Raw genomic sequence first — 19,275 nt, 5'->3', positions numbered from 1 at the left:
ACGAGCCGGCCCGGGCGGTACGAAGACGGTCCCTGAAAATCGGTGGCCCGGCCCGGCCGGTCCTGTCACGCTCGTCGCATGGGCGCGTTGGACGGAGTGGCAGGCAGAGTCGCCGGCGGAAAGACAGTGGAGTTCCGGCCGAGCGGCGCTTCGATGGTCCCGTTGATCCGCAGCCGGCAGCTCGTGGCCGTCGCTCCGGTCGATCCGTCGAAGCTGGCGGTGGGTGACATCGTCCTCGCCCGCGTCGCCGGCACCGTGTACCTGCACCTGGTGTCGTCCGTCGATGCCGCGAGGAAACGGGTACAGATCAGCAACAACCGGGGCCACGTCAACGGCTGGACCGGTCACGACCGCGTCTTCGGCATCTGCGTGGCGGTCGACGGGACACCCAGGCCGGGTGCCGCGGGCAAGGTTCCGGCGGCCGGGCCGACGGCCGGGCCCGAGGACGACGGCCATCCCGAAGAGGGAGAACGGCGGCGGTCTTGACGGCCTCCGCACCGGCCGCGCCCCGGTGGACCGGCGAAGGCCACCGGCGCCCACGGCCCCGGCGGCCCCCGCTCCGAAACTCCGGCCCGGTCCGGGTCGTCCGGCCCGTCAGCGGCGGCGCAGTGCCGGGTCGAGCAGGGCGGGCGGGGTGTCGAACTTCTCGTGCGCGGCGAGGTCGGTCCCCGGGGACACGACCGCGTCGATCGCGTCGAGCACGTCCGCGGGGAGCACCGTGTCCGCGGCGGCGAGCTGGGCACGCAGGTGGTCCGGTGTCCGGGGGCCGATCAGCGCGCTCGTCACGGCGGGATGCGCGGTGACGAAGCCGAGTGCGAGCTGGATCAGCGTCAGTCCGGCCTCCTCGGCGATGACCGCCAGGCGCTCCACGGCGTCGAGCCGGGCCTGGTTGGAGGGGACGGCGAGGTCGAAGCGCTGCGGCAGGAGCGCCGAGCGGCTGGTGGTGATCTCCCGTCCCTTCCTGACCGCGCCGGACAGCCAGCCCGAGGCCAGCGGGCTCCAGGCCAGGACCCCGAGCCCGTACTCCTCGGTCACGGGCAGGACATGGGCCTCGATCCCCCGTTGCAGGATGGAGTAGCTGGGCTGTTCGGTGACGTAGGGCCTCACGTGATGCTCGCGGGCGGCCCATTGGGCCTGCACGATGCGGTGGGCGGGGAAGGTCGAGGATCCGAAGTAGCGGATCTTTCCCGCGCGTTGCAGGTCGGTCAGGGCCGACAGGGTCTCCCCGTCACCGGTGGCCGGGTCCCACCGGTGGATCTGGTAGAGATCGACGTGGTCGACACCGAGCCTGCGCAGACTGTTGTCCAGCTCGGTGGTCAGCCAACGGCGCGAGGCGCCCCGGTGGTTGCGCTCCTCCCCCATGGGCATGCCCGCCTTCGTGGCCAGCACGATGTCGTCGCGGCGGCCGGCGATGGCCTTGCCGACCATCTCCTCCGACTCGCCGTCGCCGTACATGTCGGCGGTGTCGATGAGGTTGATCCCGCCCTCCAGGGCGGCGTCGACGATGGCGGTGGCCTCGTCCTGGGTGGTGCGCCCGATCCTTCCGAAGTTCATCGCGCCGAGCGCGAGCGAGCCGACCTGCACACCGGTACGGCCCAAGGTGCGGTACTGCATGTCCCTGCCTCCTTCGATACGGGTGAAGCGTGGTGACAGCGTGGATTGGTGGCCGGGTTCCCGGTCTGCCATCATGGGCAAACGGAACACCGTCCCGTTTGACGATACGGAACGGCGTCCCGTTTAGCAAGGCGATGCGGAACACCGTTCCGTTTGGCTGTCCGGCCATGGAGGGAAGGGCCCGATGAACGACGGTGACGAGACCACGGAACACGTGGCGGCGGCCCGGCCCAGACGGGCCGACGCCCGGCGCAACCAGGAGACGCTGCTGGACGCCGCCGCCGCGGTCTTCGCCACGTCGGGCGTGGAGGCACCCGTACGCGACATCGCGGCCAGGGCCGGCGTCGGCACGGCCACGATCTACCGCCACTTCCCGACGCGGGCCGATCTCATCGTCGCCGTCTACCGGCACCAGGTCGAGGCCTGCGCCGAGGCGGGACCGGCCCTGCTGAGCGACTGCGCGTCCCCCTACGTCGCACTGTCACGGTGGATCGACCTGTTCGTCGACTTCCTCGTCACCAAGCACGGGCTCGCCGCCGTTCTGCAGCCCGACAACACGGCGTTCGACGCACTGCACAGGTACTTCGTCGACCGACTGCTCCCCGTGTGCACCCGTCTCCTCGACGCCGCCGCCGAATCCGGCGAGATCCGCCCGGATCTGACGGCCTATCAATTGATGCGCGGCATCGGCAACCTCTGCATCGGCGCCCACAACGACCCCCACTACGACGCGCGGCGACTGGTCGAGACACTCGTCGCGGGCCTGCGCCGCCCCGAAGGACCGTGACGCCCGGCAGGCCGACCGGGCACCATCCAACTCGCCTTTCCCGCAGGCGGGTTCAGGGAGCCGACCGCCTAGAGCGCCACCAACCGGCCGCCGCGTCCCCGCAGTCGGACCGAGGCCACGGTGCCGCAGACCAGTGCCACGCCGAGGAGCGTGCCGCAGGACTCCGCCACGGCGTACGCGTCCCCGGCGAGAGCGGCACGCATGCCGTGGGCGGCCCAGTAGCCGGGCGAGACCGGGGCCACGGCCGCGACCCAGGCCGGCAGGGCGGCGAGCGGGACGAGCGCGCCGCCGACGCTGCTCAGCAGCATGCCGCCGATGTCGTAGGCGGCCGAGAGCGCGCCCAGGCTGCGGACCAGCACGCCGAGCAGGGTGCCGAGCCCGAGCAGTGTGCAGCTCCAGCTGAGCAGAACGGCCGACAGCAGGAGCAGGTGCGGGACACGCAGACCGAAGGCGCACACGGCGAAGCCCACGATGAGCACCTGCTGGGCGAGCAGGACCGCGAAGGCCGGTACGGCCTTGCCCAGGAGCAGTTCGGCGGGGTGCAGAGCGGTTCCGCGCAGGCGGTCCCACGTACGGCCGAGCCGTTCGGTCAGGATCGCGCCGCCGCAGATGCCGAGGGCCAGCAGCGAGAAGGTGACCAGCGTGCCGACGACGGCTTGCTCCGTACCGGTGCTCTCGCCCTGCCCGGCCGTGTAGAGCGGGCGCAGGAGCGTGACGAAGGCCAGCGGAAGGATCATCCGGCTCAGTACCGGCCCGGGTTCGCGCGCCATCAGCAGCACGTTGTGGCGTATCAGCACCCACAGGCGGGCGGCGGACTCACGCGGCATCACGAACCCCCGTCCGCGTCGCGGCGGGCGCGGTCCCCGCGGCCTCCATGGACCGGTAGAGGTCGTCCAGTCCGGGGCGGCGCACGTCGACGGACACGGGTGTACGGCCGGAGGCGAGCAGGGCCGCCAGATCGCCGCCGGGGTCCGTGGTCGGCCGGCGCAGCTCGGGCTCGGCCGGATCGGCGAAGGTGACCCGGAGTTCGCCGGGCAGGTGGCGGGTGAGTTCTTCCTGGGTGCCGCGCGCGATGATCCGTCCGGCCCGCGCGAGTGCCAGTGTGGCGTCGAGATCGACGAGTTCGGGCAGGTAGTGGGTCGTGTAGACGACGGCCGCGCCCGCTTCGGCCCGGGCCCTGACGGCGCTCAGCAGGGCCGAGCGGGTTTCCGGATCGGCTCCGGCGGTGGGCTCGTCCAGCAGCAGGAGCGGCGGTGAGCCGACCATGGCGGTGGCAGCCTGGACCCGGCGGCGCTGGCCTCCGGACAGGGCCGCCACGGGCCGGTCCGCGACGGCGGTCAGGAGCAGCTCGTCCAGGACCCGGGCGATCTCCGTGTCCCCGCGCCGGCCGCGGAATCCCGCCAGTCCGGCGAACAGCCGCAGGTTCTCCCGCACGGTGGCGCTTCCGTAGAGGGCGAGTTCCTGCGGGGCCACGCCGAGGAGGCGCCGCGCGGCCCGGCCCTCCCGCAGCGCGTCGAGCCCCGCGACGGTGACCCGGCCCGCGTCGGGACGCACGAGACCGGTGACGATCTCGACGAACGTCGTCTTGCCCGCGCCGTTGTGACCGATCAGGCCCACGATCTCCCCGGGCGGGACCGTCAGGTCGAACCCGTCGAGCGCGCTGCGCGGTCCGTAGTGCTTCACCAGTGCCTCTGCGATGAGCATGCATCCTCCACGACGCCTCCTCGATGTCCACGCCGTGCACGTCTACGGCGTATACGTCTACACCGTATACATCTCCCGCTCGTGCGTCTACGCCGTACACGTCTACGCTGTACACCCATGAGTGGCAGGCGGGAAGAAATCCTGGACGCGGCACTGGCCATCGCCGACGAGCACGGCGTCGACGCCGTCTCGATGCGCGGGGTGGCGGACCGCGTCGGTGTGACACCGATGGCGCTGTACCGGCACGTCAAGGACAAGGCGGCGCTGCTGGACGGCATGGTCGGACGGCTGCTCGCCGCGCTGCTGCCACCGGACCCGGCGCGGGATCACACCTGGGAGGAACGGCTCGACGGTCTGGCGCACGCCTGCCGGAAGGTGACCCAGCAGCACCCCTGGGCCGCGCATCTGCTCTTCTCACGGCCCGCCGTCACCCCGGACGGCCTGCGGGCGGTGGACATCATCTACACGGCGCTCATCGAGGCCGGGGTTCCCGAACCCCAGGTGCCCCGGCTGGAGCGCCTGATCAGCACCTTCGTCATCGGCTTCGCCGCCTCCGAGGCCGCGGGCCGTTTCGCCCCGGGCGACCTCGATCCGCGCGGCCGCCGCGGTCTCCTCCCGGACAGCGAACTCCCCGGCCACCGGGCGCTCGGACCGTGGCTGGACCTGCCCCTCGACCTCACCGCCGAGTTCGAGGCCGATCTCGCCGACATCCGCCGCATGGTCCAGGCCGCCGCCCGGCCGCCGGAGTGACCCGCGTGCGGGGCCCGGCCGCCCCGGAACCCGCTCAGTCGGTGAGACCCAGCGCTCCCGCCGCCTGGATCGCCAGCCAGACCTCGGCCAGCGCCCCCGTCGACGTCAGATCACGGTCGGCGAGCGCCCCGAAGCGGCGCAGCCGGTAGGCGAGGGTGTTGGGGTGGATGTGCAGCGCGGCGGCCGCCGTCTCGGTGCGGCGGTCGCGCTCCATCCAGGTACGGGCGGAGACCAGCAGCCGCGAGTCATGGCTCTCGTCGTACCGCAGCACGTCGCCGAGCACGTGCTCGACCAGCGCCGTCAGGACGGCGGGGTCGTCGGGCAGCCAGCGGCCCGCCCCGTCGTCTCCGTAGTGGACGACGGCACGGCCCGACTCGACGGCCTTGGACACCGCCCACAGGGCCTCGCGCTGGGCGACCTTCAGCGCGGCGCCGGGCACGAAGGGGCGGCTGGCCCCGGCCGCCACGGCGGGCAGCTCACCGACGGCCCCCGCCAGCTCCGGCGCCCCGAGGACGTAGCGGTCCTCGCCCCGGGTGAGCAGCAGATGCGGCCGGTCCTCCAGGCAGCGCAGCAGCGCCTCGTCGGTGGCGCGGCGCACGATGAGCAGGACGGTGTCGCCCTCGATCGCGTGCCGAGCCAGCCGGCGCCGCGCCGCCTCGGGGTCGAGCACCTCCTGGAGCAGTTCGGCGAACGTCTCCGCTCCCTCGCGGCGCAGCGTCTCGCGTTCGTTGCGCACCATCGCCAGCCGCAGCGCCGCGACGGTGGCGATGTGCTGGACGACGGCGAGCCCGGAGGGCCGGGCACCCTCGCGCTCGTACGCGACGAGGAAGCCCGCGGGGCCGCCGGGGGCGGGGACCGGGAGGACGAATCCGCCGGGGATCGTCGGCGGGGCGTCCACGGACGCGGGCAGGACGGCCGGGTCCGGCACGGGGACGCCGGGCAGGAGCGGCCGTCCCTGGGGCGTGCAGAGGAAGACGTCGTAGCCCGACAGGCCTTCGAGACGGCGCAGGAGTGTCGGCGTGTCGAGGTCCTCCGTGACCAGCCAGCGCAGCGCGCCGAAGACCTGGAGCTGCGCGCCCAGCCGGTGCCGGGCCTCCTCCTGGGCCGAGGCCGCGACCTCCTGGGCGACGGCGATGAAGGGAACGGCGAGCGGCACTTCGAGGACCGGGAAATCCCGCTCCTCGGCGGCCCGGAAGAACGCTTCGTGCAGCGGCGGCATGTGCAGCTGCGCCGAGAGCGCGAGACCGGACGCCCCGGCGTCGTCCAGCCGTTCCAGATAGGCGCGCTGTTCCGCCGCGGTACGGGGGATCGCCAGGCCCGCCGTCATGATCAGCTCCGCTCCCAGGAGCCAGGGCGTCGGGTCGACGAGTTCGCTGGCGTGCGCCCAGGAGACGGACCGGTCCAGGCCACCGCCGGCCTTCAGCGAGAGCTGGAGCGCCGGAGAGGAGAGCAGGTCCTGGATGGTGAGTTTGTTGCTGGCCACAAAAGACATCGTACTCATCTGTGATGGCCACCATTGTCGCAGGTCACCGGGGGCCTCACACTATGGGTGCCGATATTTGAGTGGTGTACAAACATAGATGGGAGGGGCCGTGACGACATCGGTCACCGAAATCGAGACATACGGCGTCGAGCGCATCCCGGACGAGGACCGCACGGCCCGGCCGATCGACTTGTTCCGGCTCGCCTTCGGCGGCGCCAACACCTTCGCGACCTGTGTGCTGGGCGCCTTCCCGATCCTCTTCGGGCTCTCCTTCTGGCAGGGGCTCGCGGCGACCGTCCTCGGCCTGGTCGCGGGTGCGCTGCTGCTGGCCCCGATGGCACTGTTCGGCCCCGCCAACGGCACGAACAACGCCGTCTCCTCCTCCGCGCACCTGGGCGTGCACGGCCGGGTCGTCGGCTCGTTCCTCTCCCTGCTCACCGCGATCGCGTTCTTCTCGATCTCGGTGTGGTCCTCGGGAGACGCGCTCGTCGGCGGCGCGCACCGGCTGGTGAACGTCCCCGAGTCGGACGTCACCTACGGCATCGCGTACGCGATCTTCGGCGGACTCGTGCTCGTCGTCTGCATCTACGGCTTCCGCTTCATGCTGCTGGTCAACAAGATCGCGGTGCTGGCGGCCTCGGCCCTCTTCGTGCTCGGCGCCTTCGCCTTCGCCGGCGACTTCGACCCCGGATACGCGGGTGCCTTCGCCTCGAGTGCCGACCCGCTGTTCTGGCCGTCGTTCATCGGCGCCGCGCTGATCGTGCTCTCCAACCCGGTCTCCTTCGGCGCGTTCCTCGGTGACTGGTCCCGCTACATCCCCGCGAACACCCCGCGCCGCCGGGTGATGGGCGCCGCGTTCCTCGCCCAGATCGCCACCCTGCTGCCCTTCGTCTTCGGCCTGGCCACGGCGTCGATCATCGCGACGAAGGCCGCGAAGTACGTCGACCCGGCCGCCCCGAACTACGTCGGCGGACTGCTGGCCGTCTCCCCGGGCTGGTACTTCCTGCCGCTCTGCCTGATCGCCCTGATCGGCGGCCTGTCGACCGGCACGACGTCCCTCTACGGAACCGGCCTGGACTTCGCCAGCGTCTTCCCGCGCTTCAACCGCGTCCAGGCGACCTTCTTCATCGGTGTCCTGTCCATCGGCTTCATCTTCCTCGGCCGCTTCGCGCTCAACCTCACGCAGTCCATCTCCACCTTCGCCACGCTGATCATCACCTGCACCGCGCCGTGGATGGTCGTCATGGCGCTCGGCTACGTCACCCGGCGCGGCTGGTACGACGCCGAGGCACTGCAGGTCTTCAACCGGCGTCAGCGCGGTGGCCGCTACTGGTTCGCGCACGGCTGGAACTGGCGCGGCATGGGCACCTGGCTCGTCAGCGCCGTCGTGGCCCTCCTCTTCACCAACCTGCCGGGCCAGTTCGTCGGCCCGCTGGGCAACCTGGCGAACGGCGCGGACATCTCGCTGCCGGTCGGCCTGGCCCTCGCGGTCGTGCTCTACTTCGCCGCGCTCACGCTCTTCCCCGAGCCGCGCGCCGTGTTCGGCCCGGACGGACCCCGCTTCGTCCCGTCGACCGACGCCGAGATCACGCCGATCACCGGTGGCACGGAGGAGGAGGCAGCCGAGCCCGTCGCGGCCGGCTGACCCACCACCGCCACCCCCACAGACCGGGCGCCCGGTCCTGACCACCGGGCGCCCTTGATCAGGAGTCGTGCATGAGCACCACCACCGTCCAGGAGATCCGGGCCGCCGCGGACGCGCTCGTCGCCGCCTTCGCCGAGGGCCGCCTCGACGACTACTTCGGCGCCTTCGCACCGGAGGCGACGTTCGTCTTCCACACCACGCCGCAGCGTCTCGGCTCCACGGCCGAGTACCGCGCCCTGTGGCAGCAGTGGGTGGAGCAGGACGGTTTCCGCATCCTCGGCTGCACCTCGTCGGCGCAGCTCGTCCAGCCCTTCGGCGACACGGCCGTCTTCAGCCACGACGTGGAGACCCGGGTCGCCACGAACGCCGGCGAGGAGACGGTGCACGAGCGGGAGACCATCGTCTTCGCCCGCGCCGAGGACGGCACCTGGCTCGCCGTCCACGAGCACCTGTCCCCCCGTACCGCCGCCTGACCAGGAGAGACGTTCCATGAGCAGCACGTTCCGCAACTACATCGACGGCGCCTTCGCGGATGCCGTCGACGGCCGGACGCTCGATGTGGTGGACCCCACCACAGGTGACGTCTACGCGACCTCCCCGCTCTCGGGGGCGGCCGATGTCGACGCGGCGATGGCGGCCGCGGCCGCGGCGTTCCCCGTGTGGCGCGACACGACTCCGTCCGTGCGGCAGCGTGCGCTGCTGAAGATCGCCGACGCGATGGAGGCACGGGCCGGGGAACTGGTCGCCGCCGAGAGCCGCGACACCGGCAAGCCGCTGCACCTCACCCTCAGCGAGGAACTCGGCCCCGCGATCGACCAGGTCCGCTTCTTCGCGGGCGCGGCCCGGATGCTGGAGGGCCGCTCGGCCGGCGAGTACATGGAGGGCATGACCTCGATCGTCCGCCGCGAGCCGGTCGGAGTGTGCGCCCAGGTCGCTCCGTGGAACTACCCCCTGCTGATGGCGGTCTGGAAGTTCGCCCCGGCCCTCGCCGCGGGCAACGCGGTGGTCCTCAAGCCCTCGGACACCACCCCGGCTTCCACGGTGCTGATCGCGGAGATCATCGGCGGTGTCCTGGAGGAGCTCGGCCTGCCCCAGGGGATCTTCAACGTGGTCTGCGGCGACCGCGAGACCGGCCGGCTGATGGTGGAGCACCCGACCCCGGCGATGGCCTCCATCACCGGCTCGGTGCGCGCCGGCATCCAGGTCGCGCAGAGCGCGGCCAAGGACGTCAAGCGGGTCCACCTGGAGCTGGGCGGCAAGGCCCCGGCCGTGGTCTTCGAGGACGCCGACCTGACGAAGGCGGTCGAGGACCTGGTGGTCGGCGGCTTCTTCAACGCCGGTCAGGACTGCACGGCCGCGACCCGCGTCCTGGTCCACGCGTCGGTCCACGACGAGTTCGTGGCCGCCCTCGCGAAGGCCGCCGCCGCGACGAGGACGGGGCAGCCGGACGACGAGGACGTGCTGTACGGGCCGCTCAACAACGCGAACCAGCTCGCCCAGGTCAGCGGCTTCGTCGAGCGGCTCCCCGAGCACGCGCGGATCGAGGCCGGCGGTCACCGGGTGGGCGACAAGGGCTACTTCTACGCCCCGACCGTCGTCTCGGGTCTGAAGCAGGACGACGAGATCATCCAGAACGAGGTCTTCGGCCCGGTCATGACCGTCCAGTCGTTCACGGACGAGGACCAGGCCGTCGCGTACGCCAACGGCGTCGACTACGCGCTGGCCTCCTCGGTGTGGACCAAGGACCACGCGCGGGCGATGCGCATGTCGAAGAGGCTCGACTTCGGCTGTGTGTGGATCAACTCCCACATGGCGCTCGTCGCCGAGATGCCGCACGGCGGGTTCAAGCAGTCCGGCTACGGCAAGGACCTCTCCGCGTACGGCTTCGAGGACTACACCCGCATCAAGCACGTCATGACGTCGCTCTGATCGGTGGCTCCACGGCGGAGGGGTGGGCCCGGCATCACGCCGGGTCCACCCCTCCGCCGTTTCCGGCGAGTGCCCTGTCAGCCGTGCGAGACGTTCAGGCCGTAGAAGGCGACCCGCGCCCCCTTCGTGGTGCTCTGGGAGGACGACTGGTTGTACGAGCCGGCCTTGAAGTACTGCTTGTACGGGAAGAACGACGACGGGATCGCGTAGTGCGTGGTGCTGCCGTTGACGGTGAGGTCGATGGTGTTCCCGCCGGAGACGGCGATCGTGTAGGTCCAGGTCTTGCCGACCGCCACGTGCCCCACCGTGTGGGTCGTCTGCCCGCCGGACGGCGAGTTCTCGGTGCCGACGACGATGTCGCCGCTCGCGCGGTAGTACAGCTCCACGAGCGGCTTGGTGGACGATCCGCCGGAGCCTAGGTGGATCTGCCCGACGCACACGTTGGAGGTGACCGACACCACGCGCAGCGTCGCGCTCAGCCGGTGGCTGCCGCTCAGTGACCAGTCCGCCGCGCCGCCGCCGCGGTTCATCTCCCGCAGTTCGGAGCGGGCGTAGGAGGAGTTGGGCGTCGTGACGCCCTTCTCGGGCGCCCAGAACGTCATGGCGCCGTCACGGGTGTCGGTGTAGAAGTACGCGTCCTGAAAGCCGTTCGCCCCCTGTAGCCGGGCGGAGGAGATGGTGGTGGGCGAGCCCGGTGAGCCCACGGGCTCCTGGAGCTGCCAGACCGACAGGTCGAAGTTGCCGCCGGGCGCGACGTTCGGGTCGGCGGCACCGGCGCTGGAGGTGCCCAGAACGGTGGCCGCGGCGACGAGGCCCGCGACGGTGGCCGCCGTCAGGAGCCGAGGAGGGGCGGCAAGTCCGGTACGGACAGAAAGAGTTCGGGTACGTGGTCGCCTGTTCATCATGACGGTCACGGCCTTTCGTCTGGTCGGGTGGAGCAGACGGTGAGGGAAGCCGATGTTCACATGGATGAACATTGAGTTCACCTGTGAACTTCGCGTGTGCCGTGACGCTAAAGGTCTGCACCAACTCCGTCAAGAGGTCGCACGCCCACGGCAGTTGAGCGCGGCCAGGACGTACGGGCGGTGCCGCCGCGGATGGGCCTGCGGCCCGTGAGCCCGAGCAGGAAACCGGCCGGAATGGTGATCAGCCCCGGCGTCTGGAGCGGGAACCAGCGGACGTCATGACCGGGGAAGACCGCGAACGGGGTGCCCGACACCGCCGGTGACCCCGCGAGCGGCAGCACCACGAGCGGGAGGGTCCCGTAGACGGTCCGGCGCACCCCGGTCGCGGAGTGGCCCGGCAGGAAGAGCGCGTACAGCACCGAGGCCGCGACGGTGAACGACAAGGAGATCAGCGTCAGTCCGCCGCGTCCCCGAGGAACGCCGACACGACGACGGCGACCGCGCCGACCAGCACGATCCCCAGCCGCGCCCGGCGGATCTCCCCGACGGCCGAACGGCCCCGTGCGCGGGCCGGTCTCCGAAGTCACGGGCCGGACTGGAGGCGGCCGCCAGCGTGATGCCCGCGACAGCCGCGAGCGTGGTGGCGAAGACGGCGCAGGCGACCGTCGCGAACAGCATGCTGTGCCGGGCACCGCAGGCGACCGGGTCCAGCACGCCGGTCACCATCAGCAGGGCGGTCGCTCCCCCCGGGGTCGGCGGCCCGCACCGGACCCCGGCCCAGCAGGGCGCACGCGCCCAGCCCGGCTACCACCACCCCGGCGCACACCACCGCGACCGGGCCGACCGCCCGGCCGACGGCACACCGCGCCGTGCGGGCGTCCCCGACCGGGTGGAGCCGCATGGTGATGTGCGGCAGACAGGCGGCGCCGATCAGGAGCGTGGCCTCGAACCCGACCAGATCGAGGCGCCCGGCGAGGGAGTGGCCGAAGTGGAGTCCGGGGCGCGCGTACTCGGCGCCCGCTCCGGAGTGATCCCGGGCGGCGCCGAAGAGGGCCGGTGGCGACCACCCCGTACCGGGCGAGGACGATCCCGGCCAGAAGCGGCAGGGCGGTGAGCACGACACCGACCTTCAGGATCTGCACGTACCCGACACCGCGCATCCCGCCGAACGCGGCGTAGCAGACCATCAGGATGCCTCCCGCGACGGTGCACCCGGTGAGCGCGCCGTCCGGGAGCCCGAACATCGCCGCCATGATGCGTCCGGCGGTGGAGAGCTGCACCAGGAGCAGCGGGGTCAGGACGACGAGAGAGGCAATGCCGAGGGCACGGCGTACGGAGGGGTCTCCGAGGCGCACGGGCATGCCCGTGCGCCCGGGACCGGGGATGACAGAGAGACGGAGGAAACGGGATGTGGGCAAGCTGCGGGAGCCATGCGCGGCATGGCATCAGCCGCGCCGGAGCGCGTACAGGGGGCGGCCGCACAGCGATCACGGGGGCGGGACTGTGCCGAGGCACACCGCGTTGATCCATTGGGATGATTCACGGGCACGGCGGGGTGAACCACGGGACGGTATCCGCCGCTCGGCCGACTCCCCGCCCCTCGCGGTCACTAGCGTGGCTCCCTGTGTCGATGAGCTATGCCTTTGTGAACCTGAAACCCGGAGTGGGCAAGACGACGAGCGCGGTGTGGCTGGCTCACGCGCTGCACGAGTCGGGCTGCTCACCCCTCCTGGTGGACTCCGACCCCGCGTCCTCGGCGCTGCGGTGGAGCGAACTGGCGGGAGGCTTCCCCTTTCCCGTGGTCTCCCTCCCGGTGGGCGACGTGCACCGGCGCGTCAACGACTTCATCGGCAACCGGGAGGCCGTGGTGTTCGACGCCCCGCAGATGGAGGATCACGCCCACATCGCCCGGAGTGTCATGCGCTACGCGAGCGAGTGGATCGTGCCGGTGACCCCGTCCCCCATCGAGCTGGACCGCATGGCGCCGATCGGCCGCGAGATGGGCGACGTCCAGTCCCTGCGGCCCCGGCCGGCCCATTCCGCCGTCCTGCTGAACCGCACGAACCGTCCGGACGCCACCCGCACCGGTCCGGACGCCGATGCCCGCGAAGCCCTCACGGAGCGCGGCTTCGACGTGCTGTCCACCCACATTCCCCGACTCGACCTGTACTCCCAGTCGTTCGGCAGCCCCGTCACGGTCAAGGGATCGGCGTACATGGATCTCGCGGACGAGCTGATCAAGCGTCAGGACACGCTTTGACTCCTCCCCCTCCTGTCGAGAGGGGATTCCTGGCTCACGTCGGCTGTGGACCGGCGGCCCGACAGCTCTTGCACGATCGGCACCAGCCGGGTTGAGACCAGCCCGGACAAGCATCACGCGGGCGGAGTTCTTGTCCCTGGGGGACGCATCTCCGCACGTGGTGCAGACGTAGGTTCGTTCCGAGAGAGGTAGCGCGTGCTTGGTTCTCGCTCCGCACTGTGCGCAGTCCATGGTGGTGTGCGCGGGATCGACGAGGTACAGCTCACGACCGTGTTTGCGGGCCATGTGGATCAGCGCCTGCTTGGTCGCACCGATCGCCGCATCGGCTGCCTTGCGGGCCATCGTGGACTTGGCAAGGAACTTCGGCCGAAAGTCCTCGACAGCCAGACGGTCGTGGTCACGGACAACCTTCTTCGCCCATTTACGGGCAGCGTCCTCGCGCTGCCGGGCAACCTTTTTGTGGAGCTTCGCCGTTTGCCGCTTCGCCTGACTGTGGCCCTTCGACTGGGGCTGGCCGGCCGTGGGTTTCCGGCGGGCCATCTGACGCTGGTAGCGAGCCAGGCGCTGCGCGGCGTTCCTGCCGTGCCGGGCGTGAGGCAAGTCATGTTCGTCCGAGGTGGTAGTCGCAGTCTCGGTCACGCCCCAGTCGATGCCGATGTCCAGTCCGGTAGACGGCAACATCTCAGTGCCGACCGTCACGACGAACGTGGCGTACCAATGTCCGAGGCTGTCGCGATGGACGCGCACGGAGGACGGGGTACTCGGCAGAGCGCGCGACCGGACCAAAACCAGGATGATCCCGCCCGCGAGGTGCAGCCGTCCGTCTTTCAGGCGGAAGCCGCGCTGCGTGCAGTTCAGCGACGGGTTGGCGGCGTGCTTCTCCTTGTACCTCGGCAGCCCGGCACGCCTGTGCTGCGGCAGCCCGTCCTCGATGTCCTTCAAAGCCTTGGCGCGGGACTTGCCGCAGTCACGTATTGCCTGCTGCTGAGGCACCGAACTGCCCTCGCGCAGCCACGCGTTCTCGGAGCGGGCCTCGGTCAGCATCTTGTCCAGACGCGCCGGGCCACACTTCTCGTTTTCGACGTAAGCCTTCTTGGAACGGGCGCAGCACTCGTTCCAGATCCACCGGCACCTCGCCCACTCCGCCTCAAGTGCGCCGCGGGCAGTCGACGACACACGCAGACGATAGGTGTACCGGGCGCACCCAACGCCCTTCGCCGGTCGTGCCGTCGTCTCCATGACGCCGAATCCAGGATAACGCTGCGTCATCAGGCAAGCACAGGAGCAGGATAGGCAACGAGACTCATCACCGGTCAGCCGACAGAGGACGCATCGTTCTGACGGCGCTCTGGCGCATCCTGCTCTGCTCCACAGGATCCAATCCTTCTCCCCTCAGGCGGGAGAAATACCCCACCCCGGCGCGGTTGCCGGGCATCCTCCGAGGAATCAGATGAACCAGCGCAAGGACACCTACCGGGCCGCTCTGCAACGGGAGCCGGACGCCGCCGCGCCCCGTCACGCCAAGGTCGCACGGCTGGACACGCGATACGTACGGGTGACGATCGAGCTGGACCCGGCGCTGCCCGACGAGCTGGCACGCTGGGTGGGGCCGCCCGTGTCCGCGCTCCTGCGCGTCGGCGCCGCCGCCCTGCGTCCACTGACGGGCACGCCCTAGGCCCGGCGGCCGGGCACGCTGCCGTGACGGGGGTCAGCTCTCCATCGGGTGGCCGCCGTCGCCTTCGACGACGACCCGGTCCACTCCCGGCTCTTCGCCCCTCTCGACCATCGTCAGGTCGATCCGGCCGTCACCCGTGGTGTCGAACTGGTAGAGATCGGCCTTGCCGTCTCCCGTGGTGTCGGTCATCCAGACGTCGGTCTTTCCGTCACCGTTGGTGTCGGCGCTGAGCACGACGTGATGCTCGTCGCCCTGGGTCTCGATCGTTTCTTCCGTGCCGTCATTCGTCTCCATGGCGGCCGGTTGCCCCGGTCGACCCGTGCAAAACAATGACCCGCTCGGCCTGCGGCAGGAGTGGCCTCACCTGTAAGGCAGGATGGACGTCATGACCGAGATCCGCACCCCCCGCCTCCTCCTCCGCCGCTGGTACGACGACGACCTCGCCCCCATGGCGGACATCAACGCGGACCCCGAGGTCATGCGCTGGATCGACGACGGTTCGGTCCGCGACCTCGACGCCACGGCCGAGGAGATCGAGCGGTGGGAGGAGGAGTGGGACGAGGAGGGCTTCGGCATCTTCGCCGTCGAGCTGCTGGGCTCGGGCGAGCTGGCCGGCTTCGCCGGACTGTCGGTCCCCGAGTACCTGCCCGAGGTCATGCCCGCCGTGGCGATCGACTGGCGGTTCGGCTCACCGTTCTGGGGCCAGGGCTACGCCTCCGAAGCCGCCCACGCCACACTGGAGTTCGCCCTGCAGGACCGCGGTCTCGACCGCGTCATCAGCATCAACCGTACAAGCAACGAGGCCTCGTTGAACGTCGTCCGCAAGCTCGGCATGGAGCCGGAGAAGACGATCGAACACCCCGAGTACGGCTTCCCTCTGCACGTTCACGCGATCGATCTCACGGAATTCCAGGCGTGATCCGCTTCGCCGTGCCTGAGCCCGCTTCGGTGGGCTCAGCCGGACTCCGGTGAGCCGGCCGCACCCTGCGGCCCCGTGAAAGGGCCGGTCTCACCCTGCGGACCCGTGGACGGGCCGGTCTCCCCCTGCGGCCCCGCGGGTCGGACCGGAACTCCGCGGCGAAAAGTCTCGGCCACCGCCGTGTTCGCCACCACGACGATCGCCATGACCACGGCGGCGACGGGATGCCCCACCCCGTACACGGCCGCCGCGCCACCGCCGAGCACCAGCGCCTTCACGAGAAGGACGAGGGGCAGCCCGGGCCGCAGCCGCGCCTTCGGCGCCGCGAACAGCGACCAGAGCACGACAGCCAGGAGAGGTGTCCCCACACCGAGCAGGACGTGGGGCAACCAGCCGTGACCGGTGCTGAACCCCCACCAGGCCAGACATGCCAGCGCGACCAACTCCACCACGAACGCCAGGAGTTCGTTGGCCGCGAACCAAGGCCGCTCGGCGAACAGGGCCGCGCCGGGGTCCGTTGACATGAAGTCCTCTCCTGCTGGGATGCCAGCATGACAGGACCGCGCACCCCGATGTGCCCGTTCACCGAACCCCGGCCCCGGCCGGCCCCGAGGTCACGGAACGTGCTCCCGGATCCTCGGTCCCGGGAACACGGCCCCGCTCCTTGGCTGTTGAGTGCGACGGCACTGTCGGCCTCCGGCCGGTGCGGTGTCGCTGTCCAACGTCTGTCCGAGTGGGGAAGAACGGTGATCACGCGATGAAGGCGGTGCGGTTCCACGAGTACGGCGGGATCGATGTGCTGCGGGTCGAGGAGGTCGAGAGACCGGCGCCCGGCCCCGGGGAGGTACTGGTCGAAGTACGCGCCGCCGGGATCCAGCCCGGCGAGGCGATGATCCGCGAGGGCGCGCGGCACAAACGCTGGCCGGCGACGTTCCCCTCGGGACAGGGCAGCGACCTGGCCGGAGTCGTGGTGGAGGCCGGCCCGGACGTGCGGGGCTTCGCGGTGGGCGACGAGGTCCTGGGCTTCACCCACAACAGGGCGAGCCACGCGGAGTTCGTCGTGGCGGAGGACGTGAAGCTGGTCTCCCGTCCGAAGGGTCTTTCCTGGGACGTGGCCGGGTCGTTGTACGTGGCGGGCACGACCGCGTACGCCACCGTGTTCGCGGTGGACCCCGGACCGTCCGACACGGTCGTGGTGTCCGGCGCGGCGGGCGGTGTCGGGTCGCTCGCCGTGCAGCTCGCGCGGCGGCGCGGTGCCACGGTGATCGGGCTGGCGAGCGGGCGGAACCACGCCTGGCTGAAGGAGCGGGGTGTCGTCCCGCTGGACTACGGCGAGGGCGTGGCCGAGCGGATCCGGGAGGCGTCGGGCGGGAGCGTCGACGCGTTCATCGACACGTTCGGCGACGGCTATGTGGACCTGGCCGTCGAGCTGGGCGTGCGGCCCGATCGGATCAACACGATCCGCGACTGGCAGGCGGCGGCCAGGGTCGGCGCCCACACCTACGGCGAAGGCTCGGCGGCGTCGGCGGTGGTGGTCGGCGAGCTGGCCCGGCTCGCCGCGCGCGAGGAGTTGGAGGTGCCGATCGCCGGCACCTACCCGCTGGAGCGGGTACGCGACGCGTTCCGCGAGCTGGAACTGCGGCGGACCCACGGCAAGATCGTGCTCAGGCCCTGACCCCGGCCGCCGTCGGGGGCCGATGATCCGCGGCTTCGGCCGGTGGGACGGCTTCGGCCGGTGGGACGGCTCCGAGTCGTCCGGGGCACACTGTCACACGTCCGCGGTCACTGCCCTCAGACCGGCCAACGACTCCCGGATGAGCTGGGAGAGGCCCTTCTCCTCGGTCCGATCGACCCAGCGCCGGAACGCGAACTTGAAGACGGCGATCCCCACCTCCGCGGCAAGGCCCGCGGAGGCCTCGTCGACGCCCCGCTCGCGCAGCGCGCCCGCGAGCGTCCCGGACAGCGACGCGAGTTTGATCAGCTCGCGCTCCTGCAGCTCGGTGTTGGCGTCGATGACGGACTGCCGCTGCCGGGCGTGCTCCTGGCGTTCCTCCAGCACGGCCGCGGCGCCTTCGAGGGCCGCCGCCACGGCGTCCAGGGGGGTGGCGGACTCGGGAGCCTGCGCGACGGCACGCTCGAGCACCTCCTGGAGCGCGCTCGAACCCGCGAACAGCACCTCTCGCTTGTCCGCGTAGTGCCGGAAGAACGTCCGCTCCGTCAGCCCCGCCCGTTCGGCGATCTCCGCCACCGAGGTGCGGTCGAAACCGCGCTCGACGTAGAGCTCCAGTGCCGCCCGCGCGAGGCGGCCGCGCGCGTCCGGCTGCCATCGACCCATGACCGGCATGGTACTCGACGGCAGTCACTGACATCGGCGCTTCGGGGCTCGCCGGCAGTCACCGGCATCAGCCCCCCGAGGTTCGACGACAGTCACTGACATCAGGTGCTACGTTTGATGACAGTCACTGACATCGCTTGGCCGCCCCACGCACGCGCCCTCCCGGCGCGAGGGCGACCACCCCGACTGGAGGCTTTCTCATGCGCGTTTTCGTCACCGGGGCATCCGGATGGATCGGCTCCGCACTCGTCCCCGAACTCATCGGCGCCGGGCACCAGGTCGTCGGGCTCGCCCGCTCGGACGCCTCGGCCGCGGCCCTGACGAAGGCCGGGGCCGACGTGGTGACCGGCACCCTCGACGACCTCGACGTCCTGCGCGAGGCGGCCGAGGCGTCGGACGGCGTGATCCACCTCGCGTTCAAGCACGACCTCGCCTTCACCGGCGGTTTCCAGGACGCCGCCGACGCGGACCGCCGCACCGTCGAACTGTTCGGCGACTCATTGGCGGGTTCCGGGCGACCGCTGCTCATCGCGTCGGGGCTGATCGGGCTGGCCACGGGCCGCCCGAGCACGGAGGACGACGGAAGGACGCAGGACGAACTGTCCGCACTGCCGGGCGGCCCGCGGACGCGGATGGGCACCGCCCAGGTGGCCCTCGCCCTCGCCGACCGGAACGTCCGCTCGTCCGTCGTACGGCTCCCCCCGACCGTGCACGGCGACGGTGACAACGGCTTCATGGCCGCCCTGGTCGGCATCGCCCGTGACAAGGGCGTCGCCGGGTACATCGGCGACGGCACCCAGCGCTGGACGGCCACGCACCGCGACGACGCCGCTCGCCTGTTCCGACTCGCCCTGGAGGGCGCCCCGGCGGGATCGGTCCTGCACGCGAGCGCCGAGGACGGCGTGCCGCTCCGCTCGGTCGCCGAGGTCATCGGCCGCCACCTCGACGTGCCCGCCCGCTCCGTCCCCGCCGAGGAGGCGGCCGAGCACTTCACCTGGCTGTCGGGATTCATCGGCCTCGACAGCCCGGCCTCCAGCGAGCGGACCCGCGACCTGCTGGGATGGCACCCGACCGGACCGGGCCTGATCGAGGACCTCGACAAGGGGCACTACTTCCGGGCCGGCGGGGAGTAGACCCCGCACGCGGCGGCCGAGGGGCCGGGGGGGGGGGGGCCGGGCCCCCGCCCCCCCCCCCCCCCCCCCCCCCCCCCCCACCCCCCCCCCCCCCCCCCCCCCCCCCCCCCCCCCCCCCCCCCCCCCCCCCCCCCGG

Annotated in this window: 21 protein-coding genes and 2 pseudogenes; 11 read left to right on the top strand and 12 right to left on the bottom strand. The window is 71.4% G+C overall.

All coding sequences use genetic code 11. From position 1 onward, the window contains the following. The first annotated feature begins 78 nt into the window (after nucleotides 1-78). Nucleotides 79-486, top strand: a complete 408-nt coding sequence (locus tag ACH4S8_RS03625) for a S26 family signal peptidase (RefSeq protein ID WP_398390508.1) — start codon at nucleotides 79-81, stop codon at nucleotides 484-486. Between the two features lie 108 nt (nucleotides 487-594). Here ACH4S8_RS03625 and ACH4S8_RS03620 read toward each other — a convergent pair whose 3' ends face one another. Then, on the bottom strand, nucleotides 595-1,614 hold the full coding sequence (locus tag ACH4S8_RS03620) for an aldo/keto reductase (RefSeq protein WP_398390507.1): 1,020 nt from the start codon (nucleotides 1,612-1,614) through the stop codon (nucleotides 595-597). Nucleotides 1,615-1,798: 184 nt separating this feature from the next. Here ACH4S8_RS03620 and ACH4S8_RS03615 point away from each other — a divergent pair, with 184 nt between their 5' ends. Continuing rightward, nucleotides 1,799-2,401: a TetR/AcrR family transcriptional regulator gene (locus tag ACH4S8_RS03615; RefSeq protein WP_398390505.1), complete on the top strand. Its 603-nt coding sequence runs from the start codon at nucleotides 1,799-1,801 to the stop codon at nucleotides 2,399-2,401. Nucleotides 2,402-2,469: 68 nt separating this feature from the next. Here the strand turns inward: ACH4S8_RS03615 and ACH4S8_RS03610 are convergent, their stop codons facing one another. Continuing rightward, the gene (locus ACH4S8_RS03610; protein WP_398390503.1) at nucleotides 2,470-3,228 is read right to left on the bottom strand and encodes an ABC transporter permease; all 759 of its coding nucleotides are present in this window, start codon (nucleotides 3,226-3,228) and stop codon (nucleotides 2,470-2,472) included. Beyond that, nucleotides 3,218-4,105 carry an ABC transporter ATP-binding protein gene (locus tag ACH4S8_RS03605; protein ID WP_398390501.1) on the bottom strand — a complete coding sequence of 296 codons (888 nt, stop codon included), beginning with the start codon at nucleotides 4,103-4,105 and terminating at the stop codon, nucleotides 3,218-3,220. The genes ACH4S8_RS03610 and ACH4S8_RS03605 overlap by 11 nt, the downstream gene beginning before the upstream one ends. Nucleotides 4,106-4,222: 117 nt before the next feature. Here ACH4S8_RS03605 and ACH4S8_RS03600 point away from each other — a divergent pair, with 117 nt between their 5' ends. Further along, entirely contained in the window at nucleotides 4,223-4,855 is a 633-nt protein-coding gene (locus ACH4S8_RS03600; RefSeq protein WP_398390499.1) for a TetR/AcrR family transcriptional regulator, read from the top strand. 34 nt (nucleotides 4,856-4,889) lie between these two features. On the opposite strand, the gene ACH4S8_RS03595 is transcribed toward ACH4S8_RS03600, so the two are convergent. Continuing rightward, nucleotides 4,890-6,347, bottom strand: a complete 1,458-nt coding sequence (locus ACH4S8_RS03595; protein ID WP_398390720.1) for a PucR family transcriptional regulator — start codon at nucleotides 6,345-6,347, stop codon at nucleotides 4,890-4,892. A gap of 100 nt (nucleotides 6,348-6,447) precedes the next feature. Here ACH4S8_RS03595 and ACH4S8_RS03590 point away from each other — a divergent pair, with 100 nt between their 5' ends. From ACH4S8_RS03590 to ACH4S8_RS03580, 3 genes are all read left to right on the top strand, one after another. Beyond that, nucleotides 6,448-7,983 carry a purine-cytosine permease family protein gene (locus ACH4S8_RS03590; RefSeq protein ID WP_398390497.1) on the top strand — a complete coding sequence of 512 codons (1,536 nt, stop codon included), beginning with the start codon at nucleotides 6,448-6,450 and terminating at the stop codon, nucleotides 7,981-7,983. Between the two features lie 71 nt (nucleotides 7,984-8,054). Further along, nucleotides 8,055-8,456: a YybH family protein gene (locus ACH4S8_RS03585; protein ID WP_398390495.1), complete on the top strand. Its 402-nt coding sequence runs from the start codon at nucleotides 8,055-8,057 to the stop codon at nucleotides 8,454-8,456. A gap of 16 nt (nucleotides 8,457-8,472) precedes the next feature. Continuing rightward, nucleotides 8,473-9,912: a gamma-aminobutyraldehyde dehydrogenase gene (locus ACH4S8_RS03580; protein WP_398390493.1), complete on the top strand. Its 1,440-nt coding sequence runs from the start codon at nucleotides 8,473-8,475 to the stop codon at nucleotides 9,910-9,912. 77 nt (nucleotides 9,913-9,989) lie between these two features. On the opposite strand, the gene ACH4S8_RS03575 is transcribed toward ACH4S8_RS03580, so the two are convergent. From ACH4S8_RS03575 to ACH4S8_RS03560, 4 genes and pseudogenes are all read right to left on the bottom strand, one after another. Further along, nucleotides 9,990-10,814, bottom strand: coding sequence for a polysaccharide lyase family 7 protein (locus ACH4S8_RS03575; protein WP_398390719.1), 825 nt, complete (start codon nucleotides 10,812-10,814; stop codon nucleotides 9,990-9,992). Between the two features lie 110 nt (nucleotides 10,815-10,924). Beyond that, the gene (locus tag ACH4S8_RS03570) at nucleotides 10,925-11,260 is read right to left on the bottom strand and encodes a hypothetical protein (protein WP_398390491.1); all 336 of its coding nucleotides are present in this window, start codon (nucleotides 11,258-11,260) and stop codon (nucleotides 10,925-10,927) included. Between the two features lie 140 nt (nucleotides 11,261-11,400). After that, the gene (locus tag ACH4S8_RS03565) at nucleotides 11,401-11,718 is read right to left on the bottom strand and encodes a hypothetical protein (protein WP_398390718.1); all 318 of its coding nucleotides are present in this window, start codon (nucleotides 11,716-11,718) and stop codon (nucleotides 11,401-11,403) included. 226 nt (nucleotides 11,719-11,944) lie between these two features. Beyond that, nucleotides 11,945-12,178, bottom strand: a pseudogene (locus tag ACH4S8_RS03560) (cation acetate symporter); the annotation flags it as partial. A 269-nt stretch (nucleotides 12,179-12,447) separates the two neighbouring features. On the opposite strand from ACH4S8_RS03560, the gene ACH4S8_RS03555 reads away from it, so the two are divergent. After that, on the top strand, nucleotides 12,448-13,077 hold the full coding sequence (locus ACH4S8_RS03555; RefSeq protein WP_398390489.1) for an AAA family ATPase: 630 nt from the start codon (nucleotides 12,448-12,450) through the stop codon (nucleotides 13,075-13,077). Nucleotides 13,078-13,098: 21 nt separating this feature from the next. On the opposite strand, the pseudogene ACH4S8_RS03550 reads toward ACH4S8_RS03555, so the two are convergent. Next, nucleotides 13,099-14,316 (bottom strand): annotated as a pseudogene (locus ACH4S8_RS03550) (RNA-guided endonuclease InsQ/TnpB family protein); the annotation flags it as partial. 211 nt (nucleotides 14,317-14,527) lie between these two features. Between ACH4S8_RS03550 and ACH4S8_RS03545 the strand changes: the two are divergent. Further along, nucleotides 14,528-14,752 carry a hypothetical protein gene (locus tag ACH4S8_RS03545; RefSeq protein WP_382780749.1) on the top strand — a complete coding sequence of 75 codons (225 nt, stop codon included), beginning with the start codon at nucleotides 14,528-14,530 and terminating at the stop codon, nucleotides 14,750-14,752. A gap of 33 nt (nucleotides 14,753-14,785) precedes the next feature. Here the strand turns inward: ACH4S8_RS03545 and ACH4S8_RS03540 are convergent, their stop codons facing one another. Next, nucleotides 14,786-15,046 carry a hypothetical protein gene (locus ACH4S8_RS03540; protein ID WP_382780746.1) on the bottom strand — a complete coding sequence of 87 codons (261 nt, stop codon included), beginning with the start codon at nucleotides 15,044-15,046 and terminating at the stop codon, nucleotides 14,786-14,788. A gap of 91 nt (nucleotides 15,047-15,137) precedes the next feature. Here ACH4S8_RS03540 and ACH4S8_RS03535 point away from each other — a divergent pair, with 91 nt between their 5' ends. After that, nucleotides 15,138-15,671 carry a GNAT family N-acetyltransferase gene (locus ACH4S8_RS03535; protein ID WP_398390486.1) on the top strand — a complete coding sequence of 178 codons (534 nt, stop codon included), beginning with the start codon at nucleotides 15,138-15,140 and terminating at the stop codon, nucleotides 15,669-15,671. Between the two features lie 35 nt (nucleotides 15,672-15,706). Here the strand turns inward: ACH4S8_RS03535 and ACH4S8_RS03530 are convergent, their stop codons facing one another. Next, complete coding sequence (locus ACH4S8_RS03530; protein WP_398390484.1) at nucleotides 15,707-16,195, bottom strand: YrdB family protein; 489 nt, start codon at nucleotides 16,193-16,195, stop codon at nucleotides 15,707-15,709. Between the two features lie 233 nt (nucleotides 16,196-16,428). Here ACH4S8_RS03530 and ACH4S8_RS03525 point away from each other — a divergent pair, with 233 nt between their 5' ends. Beyond that, nucleotides 16,429-17,346 (top strand): NADP-dependent oxidoreductase, encoded by a 918-nt coding sequence (locus ACH4S8_RS03525; protein WP_398390716.1) that lies wholly within the window; start codon nucleotides 16,429-16,431, stop codon nucleotides 17,344-17,346. A gap of 93 nt (nucleotides 17,347-17,439) precedes the next feature. Here the strand turns inward: ACH4S8_RS03525 and ACH4S8_RS03520 are convergent, their stop codons facing one another. Then, nucleotides 17,440-18,006 (bottom strand): TetR family transcriptional regulator, encoded by a 567-nt coding sequence (locus ACH4S8_RS03520; RefSeq protein WP_398390482.1) that lies wholly within the window; start codon nucleotides 18,004-18,006, stop codon nucleotides 17,440-17,442. Nucleotides 18,007-18,206: 200 nt separating this feature from the next. On the opposite strand from ACH4S8_RS03520, the gene ACH4S8_RS03515 reads away from it, so the two are divergent. Then, nucleotides 18,207-19,139 carry an SDR family oxidoreductase gene (locus tag ACH4S8_RS03515; RefSeq protein ID WP_398390481.1) on the top strand — a complete coding sequence of 311 codons (933 nt, stop codon included), beginning with the start codon at nucleotides 18,207-18,209 and terminating at the stop codon, nucleotides 19,137-19,139. Nucleotides 19,140-19,275 lie beyond the last annotated feature (136 nt).

The sequence above is a fragment of the Streptomyces sp. NPDC021080 genome, assembly GCF_044333225.1.
GTDB lineage: Bacteria > Actinomycetota > Actinomycetes > Streptomycetales > Streptomycetaceae > Streptomyces.
Note: the sequence above shows the minus strand (reverse complement) of the source record. Positions and strands in the feature narration are given on the sequence as shown.

Bases quoted from the DNA above. Each gene is read 5' to 3' on its own strand.
- ACH4S8_RS03625 (WP_398390508.1), top strand. From the start codon at position 79: ATGGGCGCGTTGGACGGAGTGGCAGGCAGAGTCGCCGGCGGAAAGACA.
- ACH4S8_RS03620 (WP_398390507.1), bottom strand. From the start codon at position 1,614: ATGCAGTACCGCACCTTGGGCCGTACCGGTGTGCAGGTCGGCTCGCTC.
- ACH4S8_RS03615 (WP_398390505.1), top strand. From the start codon at position 1,799: ATGAACGACGGTGACGAGACCACGGAACACGTGGCGGCGGCCCGGCCC.
- ACH4S8_RS03610 (WP_398390503.1), bottom strand. From the start codon at position 3,228: ATGCCGCGTGAGTCCGCCGCCCGCCTGTGGGTGCTGATACGCCACAAC.
- ACH4S8_RS03605 (WP_398390501.1), bottom strand. From the start codon at position 4,105: ATGCTCATCGCAGAGGCACTGGTGAAGCACTACGGACCGCGCAGCGCG.
- ACH4S8_RS03600 (WP_398390499.1), top strand. From the start codon at position 4,223: ATGAGTGGCAGGCGGGAAGAAATCCTGGACGCGGCACTGGCCATCGCC.
- ACH4S8_RS03595 (WP_398390720.1), bottom strand. From the start codon at position 6,347: ATGTCTTTTGTGGCCAGCAACAAACTCACCATCCAGGACCTGCTCTCC.
- ACH4S8_RS03585 (WP_398390495.1), top strand. From the start codon at position 8,055: ATGAGCACCACCACCGTCCAGGAGATCCGGGCCGCCGCGGACGCGCTC.
- ACH4S8_RS03580 (WP_398390493.1), top strand. From the start codon at position 8,473: ATGAGCAGCACGTTCCGCAACTACATCGACGGCGCCTTCGCGGATGCC.
- ACH4S8_RS03575 (WP_398390719.1), bottom strand. From the start codon at position 10,814: ATGAACAGGCGACCACGTACCCGAACTCTTTCTGTCCGTACCGGACTT.
- ACH4S8_RS03565 (WP_398390718.1), bottom strand. From the start codon at position 11,718: ATGCGGCTCCACCCGGTCGGGGACGCCCGCACGGCGCGGTGTGCCGTC.
- ACH4S8_RS03555 (WP_398390489.1), top strand. From the start codon at position 12,448: ATGAGCTATGCCTTTGTGAACCTGAAACCCGGAGTGGGCAAGACGACG.
- ACH4S8_RS03545 (WP_382780749.1), top strand. From the start codon at position 14,528: ATGAACCAGCGCAAGGACACCTACCGGGCCGCTCTGCAACGGGAGCCG.
- ACH4S8_RS03540 (WP_382780746.1), bottom strand. From the start codon at position 15,046: ATGGAGACGAATGACGGCACGGAAGAAACGATCGAGACCCAGGGCGAC.
- ACH4S8_RS03535 (WP_398390486.1), top strand. From the start codon at position 15,138: ATGACCGAGATCCGCACCCCCCGCCTCCTCCTCCGCCGCTGGTACGAC.
- ACH4S8_RS03530 (WP_398390484.1), bottom strand. From the start codon at position 16,195: ATGTCAACGGACCCCGGCGCGGCCCTGTTCGCCGAGCGGCCTTGGTTC.
- ACH4S8_RS03525 (WP_398390716.1), top strand. From the start codon at position 16,429: ATGAAGGCGGTGCGGTTCCACGAGTACGGCGGGATCGATGTGCTGCGG.
- ACH4S8_RS03520 (WP_398390482.1), bottom strand. From the start codon at position 18,006: ATGGGTCGATGGCAGCCGGACGCGCGCGGCCGCCTCGCGCGGGCGGCA.
- ACH4S8_RS03515 (WP_398390481.1), top strand. From the start codon at position 18,207: ATGCGCGTTTTCGTCACCGGGGCATCCGGATGGATCGGCTCCGCACTC.